Annotated in this window: 11 protein-coding genes; 9 read left to right on the forward strand and 2 right to left on the reverse strand. The window is 44.2% G+C overall.

The genetic code is table 11. From position 1 onward, the window contains the following. The first annotated feature begins 7 nt into the window (after positions 1 to 7). The 9 genes from A8708_RS23130 (at position 8) to A8708_RS23170 (ending at position 19,470) form a co-directional block, all read left to right on the forward strand. A complete protein-coding gene (locus tag A8708_RS23130; RefSeq protein WP_068667675.1) occupies positions 8 to 5,356 on the forward strand; it encodes a carboxypeptidase regulatory-like domain-containing protein in 5,349 nt (1,782 codons plus the stop codon). 188 nt (positions 5,357 to 5,544) lie between these two features. Then, positions 5,545 to 6,504, forward strand: a complete 960-nt coding sequence (locus tag A8708_RS23135; RefSeq protein ID WP_068667676.1) for a carbohydrate ABC transporter permease — start codon at positions 5,545 to 5,547, stop codon at positions 6,502 to 6,504. Continuing rightward, the gene (locus tag A8708_RS23140; RefSeq protein ID WP_082927744.1) at positions 6,504 to 7,340 is read left to right on the forward strand and encodes a carbohydrate ABC transporter permease; all 837 of its coding nucleotides are present in this window, start codon (positions 6,504 to 6,506) and stop codon (positions 7,338 to 7,340) included. The genes A8708_RS23135 and A8708_RS23140 overlap by 1 nt, the downstream gene beginning before the upstream one ends. Before the next feature lie 86 nt (positions 7,341 to 7,426). Further along, a complete protein-coding gene (locus A8708_RS23145; RefSeq protein WP_068667678.1) occupies positions 7,427 to 9,130 on the forward strand; it encodes a cache domain-containing sensor histidine kinase in 1,704 nt (567 codons plus the stop codon). Positions 9,131 to 9,160: 30 nt separating this feature from the next. Next, positions 9,161 to 10,717 (forward strand): response regulator transcription factor, encoded by a 1,557-nt coding sequence (locus tag A8708_RS23150; protein WP_068667679.1) that lies wholly within the window; start codon positions 9,161 to 9,163, stop codon positions 10,715 to 10,717. A gap of 122 nt (positions 10,718 to 10,839) precedes the next feature. Then, entirely contained in the window at positions 10,840 to 12,165 is a 1,326-nt protein-coding gene (locus A8708_RS23155; protein WP_068667680.1) for an ABC transporter substrate-binding protein, read from the forward strand. Between the two features lie 72 nt (positions 12,166 to 12,237). Then, positions 12,238 to 14,331 carry a glycosyl hydrolase 115 family protein gene (locus A8708_RS23160; RefSeq protein WP_157264985.1) on the forward strand — a complete coding sequence of 698 codons (2,094 nt, stop codon included), beginning with the start codon at positions 12,238 to 12,240 and terminating at the stop codon, positions 14,329 to 14,331. 69 nt (positions 14,332 to 14,400) lie between these two features. Then, positions 14,401 to 14,952, forward strand: coding sequence for a GNAT family N-acetyltransferase (locus tag A8708_RS23165; RefSeq protein WP_338044224.1), 552 nt, complete (start codon positions 14,401 to 14,403; stop codon positions 14,950 to 14,952). Between the two features lie 765 nt (positions 14,953 to 15,717). Beyond that, complete coding sequence (locus A8708_RS23170) at positions 15,718 to 19,470, forward strand: OmpL47-type beta-barrel domain-containing protein (RefSeq protein ID WP_068667682.1); 3,753 nt, start codon at positions 15,718 to 15,720, stop codon at positions 19,468 to 19,470. Between the two features lie 48 nt (positions 19,471 to 19,518). Here A8708_RS23170 and A8708_RS23175 read toward each other — a convergent pair whose 3' ends face one another. Both A8708_RS23175 and A8708_RS23180 read right to left on the reverse strand, forming a co-directional pair. Next, positions 19,519 to 21,300, reverse strand: coding sequence for a cache domain-containing sensor histidine kinase (locus A8708_RS23175; RefSeq protein ID WP_068667683.1), 1,782 nt, complete (start codon positions 21,298 to 21,300; stop codon positions 19,519 to 19,521). Beyond that, entirely contained in the window at positions 21,297 to 22,841 is a 1,545-nt protein-coding gene (locus tag A8708_RS23180) for a response regulator transcription factor (protein WP_068667684.1), read from the reverse strand. Before A8708_RS23180 ends, A8708_RS23175 begins: the two co-directional genes overlap by 4 nt. Between the last annotated feature and the right edge of the window lie 51 nt (positions 22,842 to 22,892).

The following is a 22,892-nucleotide window of genomic DNA, read 5'->3' on the forward strand; positions in this document are numbered from 1 at the left end:
GTTACACATGTTGTTCCAGCAAAAAAGATTGAAATGGTCGTCCATGTTCCTAGCTATTACATTAGTGTTTGGAATTGTAAGTTCACTTCTTCCAGTAGCTCGTGTTCATGCAGCTACAGGGAGCATCTATTACTTAGATGCGACAGGAGGTAATGATTCGAATATAGGTACGAGTGAAGGAACTGCTTGGCAAACGCTAGGAAAAGTAAACGCTACCACTTTTCAACCTGGCGATCGAATTTTGCTGAAATCAGGTGAAGTATGGGATGGTCAGTTATGGCCTAAGGGCTCAGGTAGCCCGGGCATGCCGATTATCATTGATCAATATGGCAGCGGAAGTAAGCCAGCCATTCGAGGGAAAGGCTTGGTAGAAGATGCGGTACGTTTGTTCAATCAGGAGTATTGGGAGATTCATCATTTAGATGTATCCAATGCCAAGCCAGCAACAGCAACACCGGGTGAGAACCTTGGTGATTACAGGGGCATTCATATATCTGGTGATAATAGTACAACCTTGGATTACTTCCGGATCGTTGCTGTCGATGTACATGATGTGACGGGGCAAATTAACTGGATTAGCGGTACTCAGCCGAATCCACCTCAACCGGGTATTCGTTTCAAGACGGGTTGGGACGGCTCCAAAAAAACGGGAGGCATCGTATTCGACACGACTGTTCCGAATATTTTTAGTCCTCCTAGTCAAGCGACTGTTATCAATGATGTCATCGTGGAACAATCCACAATTACGAATACTTCTTTTGCAGGTATTACGTTTAAACAATACACAGGGGATGGGAAGGACGCGAATGGGAATACCATTGCCGTATCGACGGGCTGGGGTGAACGTGCCAATGGGACCGATCCGAAATTCACACCGCATACTAATATTATTATTAGAGACAATTATATAACGCAAAAAGATACGGCCTATGGTTGTAATGCGATGTATTTAACAGATATCAGAGGCGGACTTGTTGAAAATAATGTCGTCTATAAGGCAGGGACATCAGGTATTGAAATGTACTATGCAGATGATATCGTGGTACAGTACAACGAGGTGTATGAGACCACGCAAAAAGCGGGCGGAGCCGATTCCAACGGGATCGATCCAGATAAAGGGACAACCAAAATACTTATTCAATATAACTATGTTCATGATAATGGGGATGGCATTCTCATTTGCCAATTTGTATTCGGCGATACCGTGATTCGTAATAATGTGATTAAAAGCAACACACGATACCCCATTTATTTACATTCAGATAAAAAGGCAGTAGCTGAGGTGTACAACAACACCATTTATAATGATAAAAGTAATTATTTGATCTACGGCTATGGTTCATCCTTAGATGCAACCTATAACATTCGTAATAATAATCTGTACACGACACGTGCAGGTGCGACGATTACTACAAGTGGAACAACATTCTACGAGAATAACAACTATTTTGGTTCTGGGTTAATGATTCCTACTAGTGATACCAAGGCTTTACAGGTAGATCCTAAATTTGTTAGCACAGTGACTGGCCCCTCTGGAACCATTGAAACAGGCCCAAGATTAGATTCTGCGCTAGGTTTTCGTTCAAAGTCAGGTTCAGCTATGATTAATGCCGGAATTGTAATGCCAAATAATGGATCAAAAGACTATGCGGGTCATACGCTGTATAACGGGCGCCCGGATATCGGGGCATTTGAATATTACACAGAGGCAAACAGTACAACTGAATCCGTGAACGGAAAAGTGAAAGATGGTTCTGGCAAAGCAGTTGCTGGGGCAAAAGTATCCATGGTTGTTAATGAAGTAAGTTATACGGCAACCACTGATGCGAAAGGTTCGTTCGTAATTGCCGATGTACCATTAGCTGCAGGGGTGGAGCTCAAAACTGAAAAAACGGGTTATTTGACGACGACCTCGACAATCGCCATTCAACCACCGAATATGACGACGTTGGATATCGTCATTACTTCCAATAGTCCTTATGGCAGTTTACGCGGAAGCATCTTGGACGAGAAGATGTCCCCGCTAGAAGGAGTAACTGCCAAAGTTATGTTTGATGGAGAGGAAATCGTTAGTGGTACAACCGATAGTACGGGTACTTTGCAATTAGGTCAGGTGCCAATCGGTGAGAATTACACAATAATGCTCTCCAAAGCAGGCTATTTACCTGTTTCCAAAGGTAACGTAACCATTACCCCGGAGAGTCTCACGGATATTGGCAAAGTATTGCTATCGAGCAAACAACCGCAAGTGCTTTACAATCATACATTTAATGGCCTTTCGACAGGGGCATTGAGCTCAGGTAATAATTTAACAATAAGCGCCAGTGGCGGAAGTGTTGAGGTTGCTGAAGTTCCTAGTGCGTCAGATAAAAGTGTCCTCTTAACGAGGAGCAGCAACTCTGGAAATACGAGTCTTTCTCAAACATTTGCTACACCACTAACGGGGATTGTCACCATTGAAGCCGATTTGAGAAGAAAAGACTCGTATGTCAGTGGGAATAACTGGATTAGTTTGCCCTATGTATATGGCAGTACGAATCTAACGAACCCTGGCATTAGCTTTGCTTTTGATAAAGGTACGATCAAGGGATATAAAGGTACAACGACGACTGACTTTATGAAATATGTTGTAGGCCAATGGTATAACATGCGAATGGTGATCGATATGGCTGCTCAAAGTTTCGATCTCTATATCGATGGTCAAAAAATGGTAGACCGTGCCCCCTACCGAATCGCTATGAATGATATTAAGAAAATTGATTTTTATGCGAACAGCACCAATTATGGCAGTGTGTATATCGATAATGTCCGTGTCACGCAAGGGATTGGTTATTCTAAGACAGACGCAACCCTAGCAGAGTTATCAAGTGATGCAGGCCTATTAACACGTGTGGATGGTACTCATTACTCCATGCAAGTGCCAAGTAATGTAGAGCATGTGAAACTGACGCCTGTAGCTAATTCTCCTAATGTAAAATCACTTCTTGTAAACGGCGTACCTGTGGTAAGTGGTAATAGCTCTGATTCCATTGCTTTAACTGGAGATGACACGGATATTACAGTAGTTGTAACAGCAGAGGATGGTCTGACAACGGTCACCTATACGGTTTCGATTCATCGAATCTCCGCTCAAGTTGATGCCTCTTTACTTAGTCTGCTTGTGAATGGTGGTACGTTATCACCGGAATTTGATTCTAACATAACGCAATATCAAATCCATGTGCCATATGACATTCATGACATCACTCTCGTTCCGAGGGCAGGCAACAGTCTTGCGGATATTACGATTAATGGGAAAGTGGTGCAAAGTGGTTCGACTTCAGAATCAATTCCTTTATTGGAAGGGCAAAATAGTATTGTCGTTTATGTAGTTTCACCTGATGGAACTGCAAATGAAACCTATGAGATTACCGTCCACAGGGAAAATAGTCCATATGGTCAAGTATCAGGAACTGTCGTGGATCAAAGTAATCATCCCGTATATGGAGCAAATGTAACGCTTACTAAGCTTGGTGAGTCAAGAACTACGATAACAGATGCTTATGGTGCATTTACCTTCTCTGATGTACTGCCAGATACGGATATTACGATCACAGCACAAAAAGCAGGCTATGACGAAGCGACGATGGGCCATATCACGGTGACGGTTGGACAGACTACGTTAGTGAACCCATTGTCCTTACAAGCACACGGCGCAATAGCATCTTTAACAGGCGCCGCAGAAGCGAAACCGGGTAAATCGATGCTATCCACGTTCCAAATTAACAATGTATCGAGCAGTGTGTACTCGGCTGTGTATTCAGTTGACCTCATCGTTAACTTTGATTCGACGAAGTTACAGTGGATATCCACACTTCCAAGCTCATCCCAATTGCAAATTATACAAGGGGATTCAACATCGGAGGGATCACTTGCAATAAAGGTGTTGATGGTGGATGACAGCCTAGCTATCCTGCCTGATACCGATCTATTCGTCATAAATTGGAAGGTGAAAGACACAGCTCCTTCAGGTGAAACAGTGGTTAGATTATCGAAATCAGATTTAATGAATGGTCGAGGGGATCTGTTTCAAGCGACGGCTTCAGAACATTCGTTTGACATCAAACGAGAAGTGATTATAGACCCTGATCCAACAACAGATCCAACAACAGACCCAACAACAGACCCAACACCAACATCAGATCCTGATCCGGTCACTAAGCCAGACACGGGAACGAACACGTCGAAAGATCCGTCCCAACTCTTGCTAGAGTCGAACGACCAAGGAACCGCTACGCTTACAAAAGCTAATTTAGAAAGCGCTATTCAAGCGACGCAAGAGGATCAAAATGGCAAAAAAGTAATCGTTGTAAATTTGAAATCTAACTCGTCCTTAGAACAATTTGGTCTGCTGCTTCCTGCAGATCTGTTGAACGCGAAGGAGCACGCATTTGAACTTAAACTTCAATCGGAGCTAGGCACTATTGTAATCTCTGATCACATGCTGAATGGTCTGGGTACTCTAGGTGACATGTTGGAAATTCGTTTAACGAAAGCTACTTCGATTGATAATCGTCCTGTATACGACATTCAGCTGCTTGCGAATGGGAAGACGATTGAATGGCATAATCCAGACGCACCGGTTACGATTCAGATTCCATATTTGCCTTCACAAGAAGAAAAGCAGAATCCTGATCACATCGCTGTCTTTTACATCAATCCACAAGGACAGCGGATACCTGTACCGAATGGGCATTATGACGCGGGGGCAGGGCAAGTCATCTTTACAACCAAACATTTTAGCCAGTATGCCATAATGTACAAGAGTCCGACTTTCACTGATCTAACTTCTGTGAAATGGGCACAATCGTCAATTGAAACACTTGCAGCCAAGGGAGTTATTGAAGGTAGAAACATACACGAGTTCGACCCACAAAGCAGCATTACACGAGCCGATTTCATTATTCTACTAATGCGAGCTTTGGATCTTCCAGCACGTATAAGTGATGCCTTCACGGATGTTTCCAGTAATGACTATTATTCCAATGCGCTCACCAATGCCAAGGCATATGGCATTACGACAGGTACAGGAAATAACCTATTCGAACCGAACAAACCGATTACACGTGAGGATACGATGGTTCTGACGGCAAGAGCGCTTCAAGTAAGTAAGCAACTTCTTAGTAGTACAAGTTCAATAGAGGCACAACTAGCGTATAAAGATGCATCTGACATTTCCGACTATGCCCTAGGTAGTATTGCAGCCCTTACTGCCAAAGGCTTTGTTCAAGGCGATGAAACAGGCATTCATCCGAAGCAGGACCTCTCCCGCGCACAAGCGGCTGTGTTAATTCATCGGATTGTAATGAATAAGTAATCCTATAAAGGCTTGACCCAGAGCGACAATTGCTCTGGGTCTTTTTTTCTTATCAATTTTCATCACTGTGAAATAGTGAAAGAACTTCATTCGATGCGCAATGTAACTAACCTGTGAGGCCTTTTATAATAAAACTATAAGATAACAAGCGAATCACGTAGCGCTTTGAACAGGGAGTGGAATGATTAATGGAAAGCACCGTGGAGCAAACAGACCGTTTACTTGCAAAATCGAAGAAAAAGAAAATTCCATTTCTGAGCCGATGGGAATCTCCCATGGCTGGTTACCTCTTTTTGTCCCCTTGGTTAATAGGGTTCTTCCTGTTAACACTAGGGCCAATCCTAATGTCCTTGTATTACTCGTTTACGGATTATTCCTTGCTGGACGCTCCGCATTGGCTAGGCGCACAGAACTACAAGCATATCGTGATGGAAGATGACACCTTCCGCGAGTCCATCAAAGTAACTTTGCTATTCGTCGTATTCTCCGTCCCACTGAAGCTCGTTACTGCTCTCTTGGTGGCGATGCTGCTGAATAAGAAGATCAGAGGGATCTCATTCTATCGAACCATGATCTACTTCCCATCCTTGATCGGGACGAGTATCGCCGTATCGATTCTGTGGAAAAATATTTTCAGCAAAGACGGCTTTATTAACCAAGCCTTAGCGCTTGTCGGCATTCAAGGGAAGTCATGGATTGCTGACCCTGACACTGCTTTGGGGACACTAGTGCTTCTCATTGCGTGGCAATTCGGATCGGCGATGATTATTTTCCTTGCAGGACTTAAACAAATTCCAACGGATTTGTATGAAGCCTCTTCTGTAGATGGCGCTAGCAAGGTACGACAATTTTTCACGATCACATTGCCGATGTTATCTCCAATCATTTTGTTCAACTTTGTGCAATCTACGATTAATTCTTTCCAGATGTTTACGCAGGCGTTTATCATCACCAATGGGGGACCTGTGAATTCCACCTATGTCTACGTCATGTACTTGTATGAGCGAGCTTTCTCCAAGTTTCAAATGGGCTATGCCTCAGCGTTAGCTTGGATTCTACTGGTTATTATTGCAGCCGTAACAGCGCTTATTTTCGCTACCTCTAAATACTGGGTTTACTATGAGACGCAAGGAGGGAAGGGGAAATGATGGCAAGACGCCAAGGTTTGACCCATCTTTTGTTACTGATTTCAAGCATCATCATGATGTATCCCGTCTTCTGGTGGCTAGGAGCTTCACTCAAGACGAATGATGAGATGCGCTCACCGAATTTATTTCCCGAAACATTCCGTTGGGCGAATTATACCGAAGGCTGGGTCTCCGTTCCTAACTATGACTTCAGCGTATTCTATATCAACAACTTGCAACTCATTTCAGGTGTTTTATTTACAAGTATCGTTTCTTGTTCCCTTGTTGCCTTTGCATTTGCTCGCTTGGATTTCCCGCTTCGTAAGCTGTGGTTCGGCATTCTGCTTGTAACGTTAATGCTGCCAACGCAAGTAACTATCGTACCTCAGTATGTGTTATTTAGTAAATTCGATTGGATTAATACGTATTTACCATTTTATGTTCCTCACTTGCTCGCAGGCGGTGTGGGAGGCCCCTTCTTCATCTATTTGCTCGTGCAATTTATTCGTTCCATACCGAAAGAGTTGGATGAGTCGGCGAAAATAGATGGATGTTCTTGGTTCGGTATTTACTGGCGCATCATTATTCCGTTGACCAAGCCTGCGCTGGTGACTGTTGCTATTTATTGTTTCCTTTGGAATTGGGATGATTTCTTTGGTCAATTATTGTATATCAATTCCGTTGATAAATATACGGTTAACTTAGCTCTGAAGCTGTTCATTGATTCTGCGGGAACGGTTCCATGGGGGCAAATGTTAGCCATGTCATTGGTCTCTGTTCTGCCTGCCGTGATCATTTTCTTCATAGCTCAGAAGCATTTCGTCGAGGGTATTGCTTCGGGTGCCTTAAAAGGATAAGCTTAAGAATGACCAGGAAAGCTGCTGCATTTGCCGCGGCTTTCTTTGCATAAGAGCTTAGTTTGAATCATACGGAGGGCAGACACATGCTGCAAAATCCATTCAAAACATATCGCATTATTGCGGTTTATTTCTTCAGCTCAGCTGTCATTATTACTATGTTAATCGGGATTGTTATTGCTGTTAGTTATTCGGGGACTTCAAGCGAAATTGCTTCCAATACTTCTTTTTATCAGCAACGCTTGTTGAATGAGTTGAGCAAGAAGATGAGCACAAGCTTAATTGGCATTGAGCAGACTTCAGGAACCTCGGCCAAAAACGTAGATCTTCTTTACGGTCGTTTGAAAGATAAAGACGCTTATGAGCGCCTTCAAATCGAGACGGACTTACAAAGTCAATTGAACTATCTGGTCTTCGGTACACCGATTCTGCAATCGATCCATGTCTATTCGGATTACCCATTTACATCGGATACCCAAGGTCCTGTTACGTTCTTCCCCATGTCGCAATTAGATAAGGAAGCTTGGTATCCAAGTATTCTAGAAACGGATAGCGCCTGGCTTGGCGAGCACAAAATTATGTCTAATGGACGTGAAGAATCGGTAATAAGTTTTGCCCGTAAGGTCATCAATAATAGTAATCAATATTACAGCTTAATGGTTTTTAATATTAAAGTATCGAGCATTCGGCATTTGATTTCAACAGAAGATGATACCACCAATATGGCGTTACTTGATGCAGCAGGCAGACTAATTACACATTCTGGCAATAGCAGCCTATTGCAGCAAGCGACACTGACATTGAAGGGGGAGATGGATAAGCCAAGCGGTTCCTTACGTGTGGAGGATGATTTCTTCGTTTGGGCTAAATCACCAGATTCCCAGTGGACACTCTTCGAAGCAAGCTCTTGGAGTGAAATGACTAAAGGCAGTAAAAGCATGGCGAAGCTCTTCCTTCTTCTCGGAGCGACCTCGATTGTGCTCGTGTTGTTACTTACTCTATTCCTGTCACGCCGTTTCATGAGACCGATGAATCAATTAATTCGGGCCATGGGGCAATATTCGCTTGGGGAAGATCAAGGATTACCTACCGACTATAAGAATGAGTTTGGTAAATTATTTCATGGATATCGTAAGTTAACGCAACGGATCGAAGATCTCTATGAATCTCTGCGGGAGCAGCATGTGCAGCAGCGAGCAGCGGAGCTGAAATCGTTGCAAATGATGATTAATCCTCATTTCCTATATAATACGCTTGATCAGATTAACTGGACGGCGATCGAGGCGGGGCAGAATAAAATCAGCTCGATGCTCGCGCAAGTAGCGAGTATGTTTCGATTAGCGCTCTCTAATACGAATAGTCTCGTGGCTGTAACAGAAGAAGTTGCGCACATTGAACACTATTTGAAATTTCAGCAAGTGCGTTGGGAAGATAAAATGTCGTATATAATTACTGTGGATGAAAGCTGTAAGAACCTACTAATGCCGAAGATTTTTCTACAGCCGTTCGTGGAAAACGCTTTTATGCATGGCTTTCATGGTGCTTCCGAAGCTGAGATAGGTGTAGACATCTATCGAGATGAGAGTAACTTATATGTAACGATTATGGATAATGGCAAAGGACTCAGTGCTAACTGGCAGAACAAACCTAGGAAGCGTGGTGGCTACGGACTGCGGAATGTAAAGGAACGACTGGACGCCTTATTCGGCAATCAATATAGCTTACAAATGAGCAACCGAGAGCAAGGCGGCGTTCAAGTTGATATTCGATTTCCGCTATCCGAGCAATAACCATATTCACAACATAAGGGAGTAATAAGCATGTGGAAAATAGCTATAGTGGATGATGATTTCCAGGTTTTGCGTGGTTTACGACATAGTATACCTTGGGCTGAGCTAGATGCTGAGTTCGCAGGAGATGCGATTGATGGGGAAAGTGGACTAGAGTTAATTCGTGAAGTAGAGCCCGATATTGTCATTACAGATCTATATATGCCAGGCATTAGCGGGATTGAAATGATCGAGAAACTGCGGGGGGAAGGCTTTCAGGGCAGGTTCATTATTCATAGTGGTTATACCGACTTTGAGTATGCAAGGCAAGCGATTCGCCTAGATGTCGACGATTATTTGAATAAACCAATTACGATCGAGCAGATTCGCGAAGTCTTGTTTCGTACGATTGGACAACTAGAGGATTTCTATCTGGAGAAAATGGAAAAGAAGCGGCTTGTTCGTTTTGTTCAAAACTATGAGAAGCAAATGGCAGATGAGCAGCTTGCAGCTCTGCTTAATGGTACTCTTCAGGCCAATGCAGCGGACATGAAGCTGCCGAGTGTCGAAACGTATTGGACAGACTATGATCAGCAGGTCGTCGTGTTGGAATTGGTGAAGACAGACCGAATTTCTGATATCTCCGTGGCCGATTGGCATTTATTTCGGTTTGCCATGTCTAATATCACGAGGGAGCTGACACAGCAGGAATGGCCGGAATCAGCATTTGTTTGGCTATTCGGACCGTATTCAGCACTTGTTCTACATATTCCTCGCAGCGAGTCAGAAGAGATAGCTACTGCAAGAACTGCTGATTTCCTAGAGACTTTAACTAGCAGTATGCTCCGATATTTAGGCTTAACGGTGAAAGCTGCCCTTGGTCACCGCATCACTACATGGGAAGATTTGAAGGAGTCAGCAGACGTAGCTTTTGAATCGTTGCAAGCATTTGAACAAGGACAAGGCGCGTTAGAGCTCGTCCGTTACCTCTCTCAGTCCCTGCAAGAAAGCAGTGAGGAAGAGTTATGGTCGCATATTCAGCGCTTCATTAATAGGCAAGAGGCTTCTGCACAAGGCGGAGACCGCAAGTTATTCTATCGCGTCTTGGCTACGGAAATTTGGACGCTGCTGCAATACGCAGCACAACAAGCGGACATGACGATCACTCCTACGGATGAGAATGAATTGGTGACATCAACAGATACGATTATTCATCGTGCGGATGTGGAGAGTTTCCTGCAAGCGAAGGTGAAGAGCATTGGACTCAAAAGACAGCCAAGTATTAACCAGAAGCATAAAGCGGCAGTTGATTTCATGCTGGGGTACATTCATGAACATTATGCGAAGGACATTACGATGGATGAGTTGGCGGGACAGTTATTTATCTCGAAAAATTATTTGAATCAGTTATTTAAAAAGGTGACAGGGGAAACCTTTATGAACTACGTTATTCGTGTCAGACTTGAGAAAGCGAAGGCTCTTCTCTTGGAAGGGAATTTGTTGATTTATGAAGTCTCGGAACAGGTTGGATATCAAAATGTGCCATATTTCAGTACACTTTTCAAGAAATATTGCGGAATTAACCCGAGTGATTTGCTGAGAAAGTAGAGGTTTTCCCCACTTGTTTCAAAAACTGAAAGAAATCAGTTCGATCCTCTCCTATACCGTTCAGCCTTTCAGCGATACGATAAGTGTGTGAGATCGACATATGCGAGAGGGGTAATTATACAATGAAGACCAAATTAATGACTGCTGCACTAACACTTGTTGTCATGGCATCCGTATCAGCTTGTGGATCCAAAACAGAGGAAGCGCCAGCGAAGGCTTCGGTTCAACCATCAGCGGCAGCGGCTGCAACACCAAAAGCTGAACCCGCAACACCGGTTAAACTTCGTATTGCTTGGTGGGGTGCACAAGAACGTCACGATGCGACACAGAAGGCACTAACGCAGTATACAGCGCTTCACCCGAATGTTACTTTTGAAAGCGAATTCTCGGGTTGGGACGGCTACTTTGATAAACTCGGCGTTCAGTTCGCAGCGAAAAATGCCCCTGACATTATTCAAATGGACGCTGCTTACTTGAATGAGTATGTGGGACGTAATTTGGTCGCTGACTTAGCAAGTATTAATGTAGCTGATATGGATAAGGCGCTTATCGAATCAGGTAAAGTGAATGGCAAGCTCTTCGCAATGCCGTTAGGAACTGCTGCACTTGGTATGGCTTACGATAAAACGGTGATCGAAAAGTTAGGCTTAAAAGCTCCTGCATGGGACTGGACTTGGGATGACTACTATAAATTCGGTCAAGATGCCAAGGCCAAACTTGGGAAAGATAAATACGTTTTCGTTGATCAAAGCTCCGATTTAGTTGATTATACAGCGTATCAGCTTAGCCGAGGCAAAGGGCAGTCTTTTACAGATAACAAGCTTTCCATTGATAAAGATACGTGGATTACCTACATGAACAAGCAATCCGAAATGCGCAAAGCTGGCATCGTCACGCCTGCTGATATTACGGTTACAGACAAAGAACTTGATCCGAAAATGGATAGTGTAGTCAATGGAACAGCGCTTGCTCGTCACATTTTCTCCAACCAAGTTGGTGCCATTAATGGTCTTAAACCAGATTCATTTGGGTTTACAACACTTCCCAAAGCAACACAAACGGGTGGTTGGTTGAAACCAGGTATGTTCTGGAGTGTGAACGCAGGATCCAAACAACAAGAAGAAGCGAAGAAATTCGTTGATTGGTTCATAAACGACCAAGAAGCAGGGAAAACATTATCATTAACACGTGGTATTCCAGGAAATGCGAAAATCGTAACGACGCTTGCTCCGAATTTCAGCGCGTCCGACAAAACTTCCGTAGATTTTATTAACAAAGTAGGACCGGCAGCTCAGAAATTCGTCGCGGAACCGCAAGGCTGGGGTAACTTTAAGAAAGACTACAAAACAATCGTAGAGAAAGTTATGTTCGACAAAGCAACAGCTGATCAAGCTTACGAAGAGTTAATGAAAAAAGCCAAAGAATACGATACAGCTGTAAAAAAATAATAGAAGGCATAGAATCATGGCGTAGTCGCTTCTCGACGCGCCATGATTTTTTCCTTCGATAGGGGTGTAGACATGCATTTACATGTTAATAGTAAAGCAACGTTACGGCTGGAGGGGATAATTTCCCTATGCCCGCCAGATCACTTGGCAACGCCAGTTCGTCATGCCATGAATATGCTGACGAGAGATATCCTGCATGTGCTTGGTACGGAGCCAAGAGTCGTTAAAGATCAGGCCAACGCTGAGATCGTCATTCGTTATGGGTCTGCCAGTGATGGCTGTGCAGTTCATCCAGAAGCTTTCGCTCTGCGATATACGCACGATGGTGAGAAGTCGCAGCTGCATATCGTTGCTCATGATGACTTGGGGCTCGTTTACGGTATCTTGCATGTGAGTGAAACGGTTTTGGGGATTCATCCATTCTGGTATTGGATGGATCAGCCGATTCAGCAGCGTTCTGTAATTGATGTTCATGGTTGTGAGCCGTATGACTCACCTGTTGCTAAGGTTAAATTCAGAGGTTGGTTCGTCAACGATGAGGTATGCCTTATCGGATGGAAAGAGGCTTACCCGCCTTCACGTGAAGTATGGCTGCCAGTTTTTGAAGCGCTGCTTCGCTGCGGTGGGAATATGGTGATCCCAGGGACGGATCTCCCGAAGACAGGCATTCATTTGGAGCTTGCTGCAGAAATGGGGCTTTGGCTAACGCATCATCATGCGGAACCTTTGGGAGCAGAAATGTTCCTAAGAGCTTATACAGGGAGATCAGCCAGCTATAAAGAGGCACCTGAATTATTTGAAAAGCTATGGTTGGAAGCGATTGAGAAGCAAAAGGATCAAAACATCCTGTGGGTCCTCTCATTTAGGGGGCAGGGGGATAAGCCTTTTTGGGAGAATGACCCTTCCTTTGACACGCCAACAAAGCGTGGGGAAATGATTTCCCGCGTCATTTATCGCCAATATGAGATGATTAAAGAAGCCGTAGAGAATCCCGTCTATTGTGTAGCGTTATATGGAGAAATTGCTGAGCTATACAAAGGCGGTTATATTGATTTGCCTCGCGATGTGATCAAAATTTGGGCCGATAATGGGTATGGCAAAATGGTGTCCCGCCGGCATGGGAATTTGAACTTGCGGATGCCAGCACTCCCTGATGCCGAAGATGGTGGTAGGCATGGTATCTATTACCACGTGACCTTCCATGATCTTCAAGCGTCGAATCATCTGACGATGTTTCAAGGTTCGGCTGCTTTTGTAAAGGAGGAAGTGGAGAGCGCTTTTGAAGCGGGTTGTTCCGATTATCTACTGCTTAATTGCGGGAATATTCGTCAGCATGTCTATATGCTAGATATCATTCGTGAGCTGTGGCTTCGTGGAACGATGGATACGGGGACTCATTTACATACGTTTGTTGGTCATTATTACCGGAATCATCAGGAAGAAATTTCCGATTTGTATCGTACCTATACAGAAGCATCCATCGCATATGGGCCTCATGCAGATGACTTGGCTGGAGATGAGTTTTATCATCATCCCGCGAGAAGATTAATTGGGCATTGGCTGCAAGGGCGGACAAGTGAAGCGGATCGCGGGTTGCTGTGGGCCACGGGAGAAGTAAGTTTTGCTGAGCAAATGCAGTGGTTCGAGCAGCGAGGTGAGGAGGGTCATGCATCTTGGTCGAAATGGGTTCAGAAATGTGAGGAGCTGCTGGGCAAGCTGGATGGAGATGACAAGCAACGTGTTCTAGACCATTTGTGGCTGCCAGGCGTCATTCACCAGACGGGTTCGGAAGGCTTGCTCTGGCTCTGTCGTTCCTATGCAGCTGCTCGTAGTAAGGAGTATGCGCAAGCCTTCGTATTTGCTTCCCGATCTATGTGGTGCTATGACCGAGGATTACAAGCACTTCGCTTGGCTGAGCACGGCAAATGGGCAGATTTCTATCGAGCCGACTGGCTAACGAACATCGCAAGTACCGTTAATAATGTAGACACGCTGCGACGCTTCCTGCGCATGCAGGGGGACAGTCCCGACTTTTTCCACTGGTACAAAGAATACCTCATGCCAGAAACAGAGAAATATATTTACTTGGAAAATACACATCGGAATCCACTTTCGGATGATGAGCTTGCTAACCAATTGCAGCACTATTTTCAAAAACAAAAATAGTGTAGTTTGATCCATTCTTTCATCCGACGTATAATAACAGGACTTCTAGATTAAAGGATGATGATAATGATGAGCGACATTAATGGAAGAGTTTCAATCCGATTCCTGGATGTTGGTGACACAGAGGATATGCTGAACCTCATGCTGCGCAACCGTGAATTATTTGAGGGCGTTAGTCCTGCCCGGAATGAATCTTATTATACAAGAGAAGTACAAGCGAAGAGTATTGAGAATGGTGTCCGGCAAAAGGAAGAAGATAAACGATACGCTTTCGGAATTTTTCTGAATGCAACAGGGCAACTCATTGGTGATATTTCACTTTTTGAGGTGCAACGAGGGCCGCACCAGAAGTGTATTCTAGGCTATAGCATGGACCAGGCGCATAATGGAAAGGGGTACATGTCAGAAGCAATTCAACTGGTTATGAAGTTTGCTTTTGAAGAAGTCGGCTTACTGCGCGTAGAAGCAGGTGTCATGCCACGAAATGTGGGATCGATGCGCGTCTTGGAAAAGGCTGGCTTCCAGCGTGAAGGACTCGCTCGTAAGTTATTGGAAATTAATGGCGTGCGTGAGGATCACGTCGTGTTCGCGATGTTGGCTGAGGATTATTTGGGGAAGTAAAAGATAATACTTAAGCGATATAGCGGTAGCTCTAGACTTCTACAAAGTCTAGAGCTGAAAAAGCAGCATAGGAAAAGCCGTGAAAGCCGTAAAAGTATTCATGGAGAATAGATGGATTTTCTGTAGTTAAATTGTTGAAAACTCCGACTTAATGAAGAATAGATGGAAAATGTACAGTTAATTTTATCCATTTTACCTGATTTAATCAAAATAGGCAGAATTAATATCAGTTTTTCCAGTTAAATTGAGAATTAGAGGGGATTTATTGGAAATAACTGTATATTTTCCGTTTAACACTCTGACAGCCCCATAGCCCTTATGCAACCATACAAGCTCTCACTTCACATTACTACGCTAAACAAATCGGCTAGGCAATCTGAATTTTCGCATATGCACAAGTGAGACGGCTCGTAATGGGTAAGTACATAACAGAAGGAAGTCGCCGCCGCCGCTCCAATACGGGACCAGCGAGCTTCTAAAGGGATGGATTTAGTAGGAAATTCGAATCCGATTCTGTAATCCGTAGATACATGGTTCCGCTTATCGTAGAAAAGGGTATCTTCCCTACCAATTACAAGTGTGCAAACACTGAAATTTGGATAGGGAATTGGATATCCTTTTTTTAGTGCCAACATCTGTTTGAGCTGAAGATTTAGAAAGATCGTTAATTAACGTTATATTTCTGAACATAATCGTGTAGAGATCTCCTTGATTTCATTCCTATAATGGATATGAATGTAATTACATTGTAGAAGGAGAGATTTTATGCGAGATCGGATGGCGAAATGGCTCGTTGTGTTCATGCTTTTATTAGTGGCGCTACCAGCCAACGCGGGAATGGGCGTTCAATCTGCGTATGCGGAAGGTCAAAGCTATGAAGCAGAAGCCCAGGGCAATGTTGTAAGTGGTAACGCTTCAATAGCCGAATGCACCGTATGCTCGGGAGGAAAGAAGGTAGGAGGTCTCTATCAAGGTAGCTCACTGCAATTCAATGACATTACCTTGAACGAAGCTGGAAGTTATAAGGTGTCGGTTTCTTACATATCCGGCGATCCTCGTTCGGTAAACATCCGTGTAAATGGAGGTAGTGCGGAAAACTTCGATTTTCCCAAAACGGCTGACTGGAGCACGGTTGGCACATTTGATGTGACGCTTCAGCTGAATGCCGGTACGAATACGATCGTGTTTGATGATGGAAATTGGTATTCGCCGGACATTGACAAAATAGTAATCGCTTCCAAAGTAATTCAAAATCCTGGTGGCGGTGACGGAGGCGGAACAGAACCGCCATTGGCACATAATTATGAAGCTGAGTCTGCTGTAAATATACTTACTGGCAAAGCTTCGGTGTCCAATTGCGGGAAGTGTTCAGGAGGCCAGAAAGTCGGTAATTTGTACGAAGGCAGCTCCTTACAATTCAATCAGATTCAAGTGAATGCTTCTGGTATCTACGCGGTGAAACTATACTATATCTCAGGTGATCCCAGATCTGTTCAAGTCAGTGCGAACGGAGGGACGTCTGAGTTGTATGATCTGCCGAAGACGGCGGATTGGAATACGATCGGCACGTATGACGTAGATCTTTATTTAACAGCAGGCAACAACACAATCCAGTTTGCTGATGGCAACGGCTACTCCCCGGATTTGGACAAAATCGAAGTCAGTCCTAAGGTTGAACCGAATCCTGGAGACGACGAGAACGTCGATAGCAACCTTGGCGATGCCGGCGAGTCCAAACAGTACGGCACCATTACCGTAACGCATTATACGTATGGCGCGACGTTTTCGAACGGTGACACGACCATTACGTACCATACGGATAGCGGCATGGCAGACTATGCATGGAAGGGTGCCAAAATTGTAAAAGGTGTATACGGCAGCCTACAAGTGGGCGAGCTCGTCACCAGTAAGAGTTATCCACAGCATCTCTTATCGGACGCAGCCATCGTTCCCGTTCATGACGGTTTCGGTGTAGGACTTCGTTTCACCGTTAGTAATGAATCGCCAGGCAAACCTACGCTTCATCAAGTCTATACTTTGTATGAAGGAAAGAGCTTCTTCCTGACTCAGTTAAAAGCCGTTAATTCCTCATCTATGACGACGAATATGATAGCTCCTATCGTTGTGAACAATACTGGCGGGGTGGACATTGGAAGCTATGAGGATAACCGAGCATTATTCGTCCCTTTTGATAATGATAATTGGATTCGGTATAAGGCTCAATCGATCAACACTTCGAATACAGGTTATGAAGTAACGGCTATTTATAATAACGCGAATCGGAATGGTCTTGTGATCGGCTCCGCTACGCATGATACGTGGAAGACAGGTATTACTTGGAACGGGTCTAACCATAAATTGAATAACCTCGCCGTGTATGGCGGAGCATCTTCTAACATTACGCACGACACTGAGCCTCACGGAAGCATTTCGGGTACGGAAGTAACCTCACCTACTATGTTTGTTGGCTACTTTGCGGATTACCGTGATGGTCTCGAAGAATATGGGCGTGCGAATGCCGTGTTTACTCCGCCATTAAGCTTCCAGGGCTCTGTTGCCCAAGAAGTGCCGATAGGCTGGAACAGTTGGGGAGCCTACGGAAGCGATCTCACCTACCAAGATGTCATCGATACGTCGAACTACTTCAAGGAGCACCTACAGAACAAATCTTTTAACAACAAGGGGTCACTCTACATCAACTTAGACTCTTATTGGGATAACTTAACGGATACTCAGCTGCACAACACGGTGACAACTATTAACCAGAATGGTCAGCAAGCCGGTATTTATTGGGGACCTTTCGTCTACTGGGGCACGAATATGAGTCAGATAGTTGAGGGGACGAACAATCAATATACATACGGCGACATCGTATTGAGAGATAACACGGGGCAGATTTTGCCGACGCTGGATGGTGCTTATGCACTTGATCCAACTCATCCAGGCACGAAGGCACGAATGGATTACTTTTTGGGCAAATTTAAAGGATTAGGCTTCACGTATATTAAATTGGACTTCTTAACGCACGGTTCGTTGGAAGGAAAGCATGCCGATCCGACGGTCACCACGGGTATTCAAGCTTATAATCAAGGGATGGCGTACGTGAATCATGTCATTAATGGCAGCATGTTCATTAGCGAATCCATTGCGCCGTTATTTCCTAGTCAATATGCGCACAGCCGTCGTATATCTTGTGATGTGTATGGCAAAATCAGTGAAACCGAATACGAGCTGAACTCGCTCACATATGGTTGGTGGCAGAATGGAACGATTTACCCTTACACCGACCCAGATCACATGTCGTTGTCGAGGGCAAGTTCCATGGACGAGGCGCGGAGCAGAGTTAATTCCGCCGTTATTTCGGGCACGGTTTTCTTGAATTCGGATGATGTTCATAATGAAACTGCTCAAGCTTACATGAACGAACTGTTGACCAACGAGGCAGTCAACCAAGTCGCTTTACTAGGTAAGGCCTTCCAAGCAGTGGAAGGGAATACGGGAGCGAATGCGTCCGATACTTTCGTACTGAATCACAATGGCACTTACTACGTGGCTGTCTTCAATTACAGCGGATCTTCCTCTTCGACGAAGTCCATCGATCTGACCCGTGCTGGCTTGAATGGTGTCAGTACCTATCTAAGAACGGATCTATGGACAGGATCCGAAGATAAGGTAAGTGGTATGTTGAACGTAACCCTGAAGCCTGCCGAGTCTAAACTATTCAAGCTTCAGCTAGATACGGTACCTCCTAAGACGAATATCATCTTGGATGGGTTGAGTGGGTCAGGCACTTTTACCAAGAGTGATATCAAGATGACCTTTAACGCAGCGGATCAACCCAGAGGCACTGGCATACTGTTGACGGAATACCAGTTAAATGGCGGAAATTGGGTAACGGTTAATGGACCGGTGACGCTATCCACGGAAGGTGTTTACACCATTCATTATCGTTCAAGGGATCGATACGGCAATGTGGAGGCAGCCAAGCAAGTGACAGCAGGTATCGATCGGACAGCACCCGCTGTCCAAGTCTACGGGCCATTAACCATGTGGCAGACAGATCCCTTGAACCTATCAGTTCAGATTACGGATGCGTTAAGCGGCGTAAGTAACAGCTCCATTCAACTGGATAAGAAAAACACAGGAAATCCCATTCAAGTCGCTCCTGCCGCTTTAGCTGTTGGAAACCATCTTATCGAGATCGTCGGGACGGATTTGGCCGGCAATGTGACGGCGAGCACGTATACGCTTCAAGTACAGATTGATACCAAACATTTCATGGATCTCATCAACATCGGTGTTGCGAATGGTTCAATCACCATTTCAGACAAAGGCAAGGAGTTGCTTGCCAAAGTGGAAGCGATTGTGCGCAGCCATAATAAAGAAGCGACTGTGCTGCAATTAAAAGCGCTGCGAATCTTTGTGCAAGTTGTAACCGTAGGTAAGAAAATCACCAAAGAATTCTCTGACATTCTGATTGCCGACATTGATTACTTCATCCAACAAGCCAGTAAATAGGAATAGCAAAGGGGCTCTCGCGAGAGCCCCTTTGTTTCACATTTTCAATCATACTTGAGAACTAACACCATGCAGAGGAATACGTATCTGGGCCTTCGTTCCGATCCCAAACTTACTATACAGAGTCACGCCGTATTCGTCTCCAAAAGCTAATTTGATCCGTTGGTCAACATTGGTAATCCCATACCCCGAGATGCTATCGGTTTTATTTAGCGCACATGCCATTGTATCGGCCCGCATACCCATCCCATCGTCAATCACTTGCAGATAAATATCGCAATCGTCTCTATACACCTTAATGATGATATTGATGCCGACTTCGTCGTCCCAAACAGCATGATTAATGGCATTCTCTACAAATGGCTGCAAGGCTAGCTTGACCGTCTGATAAACAAGGACAGCATCATCAATGTCATAATGGATTCGAAGCAGTCCCTCAAACCTATTCTGTTGAATGGCGATGTAATACTTCGTGAGTTTGATTTCTTCACTAATGGGCAATATCATTTTTCCTTTGTTTAATGAAATCCGATAAAACTTAGCCAGGTGCGAGACCATTTCGTTAATTCGGTTATCCCCATGCTTAATGGCTAATGAAGAGATTGAAGCCAATGTGTTATATAAAAAGTGAGGATTGATTTGGGCTTGCAACATGTTCATTTCCGCTTCTTTTTTGGCAATTTCCTTCTTGTAGACCTCATTGATCAATTCTTTGAGGCGACCTATCATCTTCTGGAAGGCAAAAGATAGCTGCCCAATTTCGTCATGTCCCATAAACGTCATGTTGACATTGAAATCTTCTCTTTCGACCCGCCGGATGACTTGAAGCAGGGATTCGATGCGTTTGGTGAAGAACCGTGAGGTGATATAAATCAAAACCACGGAAATCGCTATAGAGCTCAAAGCCATGAGTAGAACTCGCTTGGATGCCCTTTGAGCGTTCGTGATGAAGCTCTTGTAGGGGATAACGGAAATCGTTTTCCAACCATTTTTAATTGTATTGTACACGACGAGCGACTTCTGACTATTGTAAATGCTGTCGAAGCTTCCTGATTGGTTCTCACCGAAAGTACCGGGGATTAAAGTAGTGATATTTTGATTCAGAAGGGCTTTATTGCGGTTGGATAAAATAGTGCCGTTCTCATTGACGATATAAATATCTTTGTGTTTATCTTCTTTCTCCATCAACCGATAAATGTCGGCTTCGGCAATATCGAACGTAAGGATACCATAAGGAAAGTTAAGGCTGTTGTTATTTAGCAATCGCGCCAGGGTGAATACAGGCTCAGTGGCATCCGTATGTGCAGAAACGCTGTACGTCACATTGCCATGAGAGTTTGCAATAGACGCGTACCAATTGGTCGCTTTGGCTGCAGCATCAATTCGTTTAATAAATACGCTATCCGCAGGAAATGTAGTATTGCTTATGTAGATGGATACCGCTCGAATATCGGGATTCGTTGCTAATACATTTTTCATTACATTATTGAAATATATGTAGGAATCCAAGTACTCTGTTTCGTTTTCGGAGTAATCTTTGATCAAGAGCAGGCGTAACGTATTATCCAAATAAATGGAAGCTGATATTTTCGAATAGGAATCAAGCTTCGTTTCCAAGTTTGTGTTAATTTGATCGGTTGTTGCAATCATATTGGCGTAGATTTGTGTCGTTAACTCCCGTTTAGTCGTGTCATAGGAATATTTGACGAAGAATAATAATGGCAAGATCGAAACGATGCAAAAGACGGCGAATAATTTGCGGTGTAAACTGAGATTAAGAAACGTTCTGGCTATAAACCGGAAGGGCCAAGGCGATCTTCTTTGTATCATAAAAGTTTCTTCCTATATTCATTAGGGGTGGTTCCTTTGAACTTCTGAAACACGGAGCAAAAATAAGAGACGTTTTCGTATCCAACGGATACAGCAATCTCATGGATTTTTTTGGATTTATCTTTCAGCAATTCAGCGGCGTGATGAATCCGTACACGAGTCAAATATTCCAATATCGTTTCTCCTGTTTTTTCCTTAAATAAGGTTCGTACGTAATTGGGTGACAGATACACTTGTTTCGCGATATCCTCAATGGTTAACTGTCTACTGAAGCTGCGGTCGATCAGACTAACGATTTGATGAACGATATGAAGATTCTTGTCTTTGTCCTTGTCCTTCATCAAGGAGAGGATGGAATGGCAGACATCAAGGATATGATCTTTGATTTCATCTATGGTTAAATAATTGGCTATACGCTTCCAATCGTCGACATACATGGAATTGACGGAGTCACCTCCGATTACATTGGCAAAATGCTGCTCTATAGCTGTAATAAGGCGCAACGAGCTAGAGCTAACCAGATCCCGGTCGACTTTCGAGCTGCGCATTTCTTCAAAGAAGTCTTGAATCACGGAGATACATGTAGATTCCTGCAAATGGGAAATAGCATGACATAGTGAGGCGATGACTGGTTCAGTATTCACCTCTTTGTACACCGACTCCACAGCTTGATCGGCCATTATGCAAGATCCCAAGCCATAATAAAATTTGCTTTCATTCGCTCGTTTGGCGCCTATTGATAATTCGTACAGGCTATCCAATCCCATGCGAACGTCGGATACACCGATTGAAATGATGGCGTCGTTCCTGTCTTTCACATACCGAATTAGTTGCTCTGATGCAAGGTAAAGCTCTGATGACGATCCATCTAGCTTGTGACAGAGCAGTACGAATGTTCCTTCTTTGATGGGACAGAGGAAGGAATGGGGGATCTTCGCCTGCGCGTAATTGCGGATAAGCGTTACGAGTTCCACGCCATAATGGCTAACGGGGTCAACCGTTATGTAGATCATTTGATACAGACTGCTCGAGCTCGATGGTAACTGAGATGGCAGCAATAACAGTTTCTCGATCCATTGGGATCTAATCAAGGGACTATTTTCCAGGAGCAGCTCCCTTAGATAGGATTCCTTTATGATTTCCGAAGTCTGGGATGAAATCCGGAATTCCTCGCACTTTTGTTTGATTTTCTCCATTAAATGCTGGAGCTCTCCCATGTCGAGAGGCTTTAACAAATAGCCGATCGCTTCCACAGATAGTGCTGCTTTAATATAGTGAAACTCATCATGGCCACTTAGGAAAGCGATTTGGACATTGCGATTGATCTGTTTAGCTCGCCTGCTGAATTCCAGTCCGTCCATAATTGGCATACGGACATCCGTTAATATAATATCAGGTCGCAGCTCTTCCATGCGTTGAAGCGCTTCTCTGCCGTTCTTCGCTGTCCCAGCGACACGAATGCCCATGTCTCCCCAACGAACGTAATCGGCCAACATTTCGAGCTCAATTTTTTCATCGTCTACAAGTAGAATGCTGTACATAGAAAGCGTTACCACCTTTCTGAACGCTTAATCTTACCCCATGTATTGTAA

This window comes from Paenibacillus oryzisoli, assembly GCF_001653565.1.
GTDB classification, from domain to species: Bacteria; Bacillota; Bacilli; order Paenibacillales; family NBRC-103111; genus Paenibacillus_E; species Paenibacillus_E oryzisoli.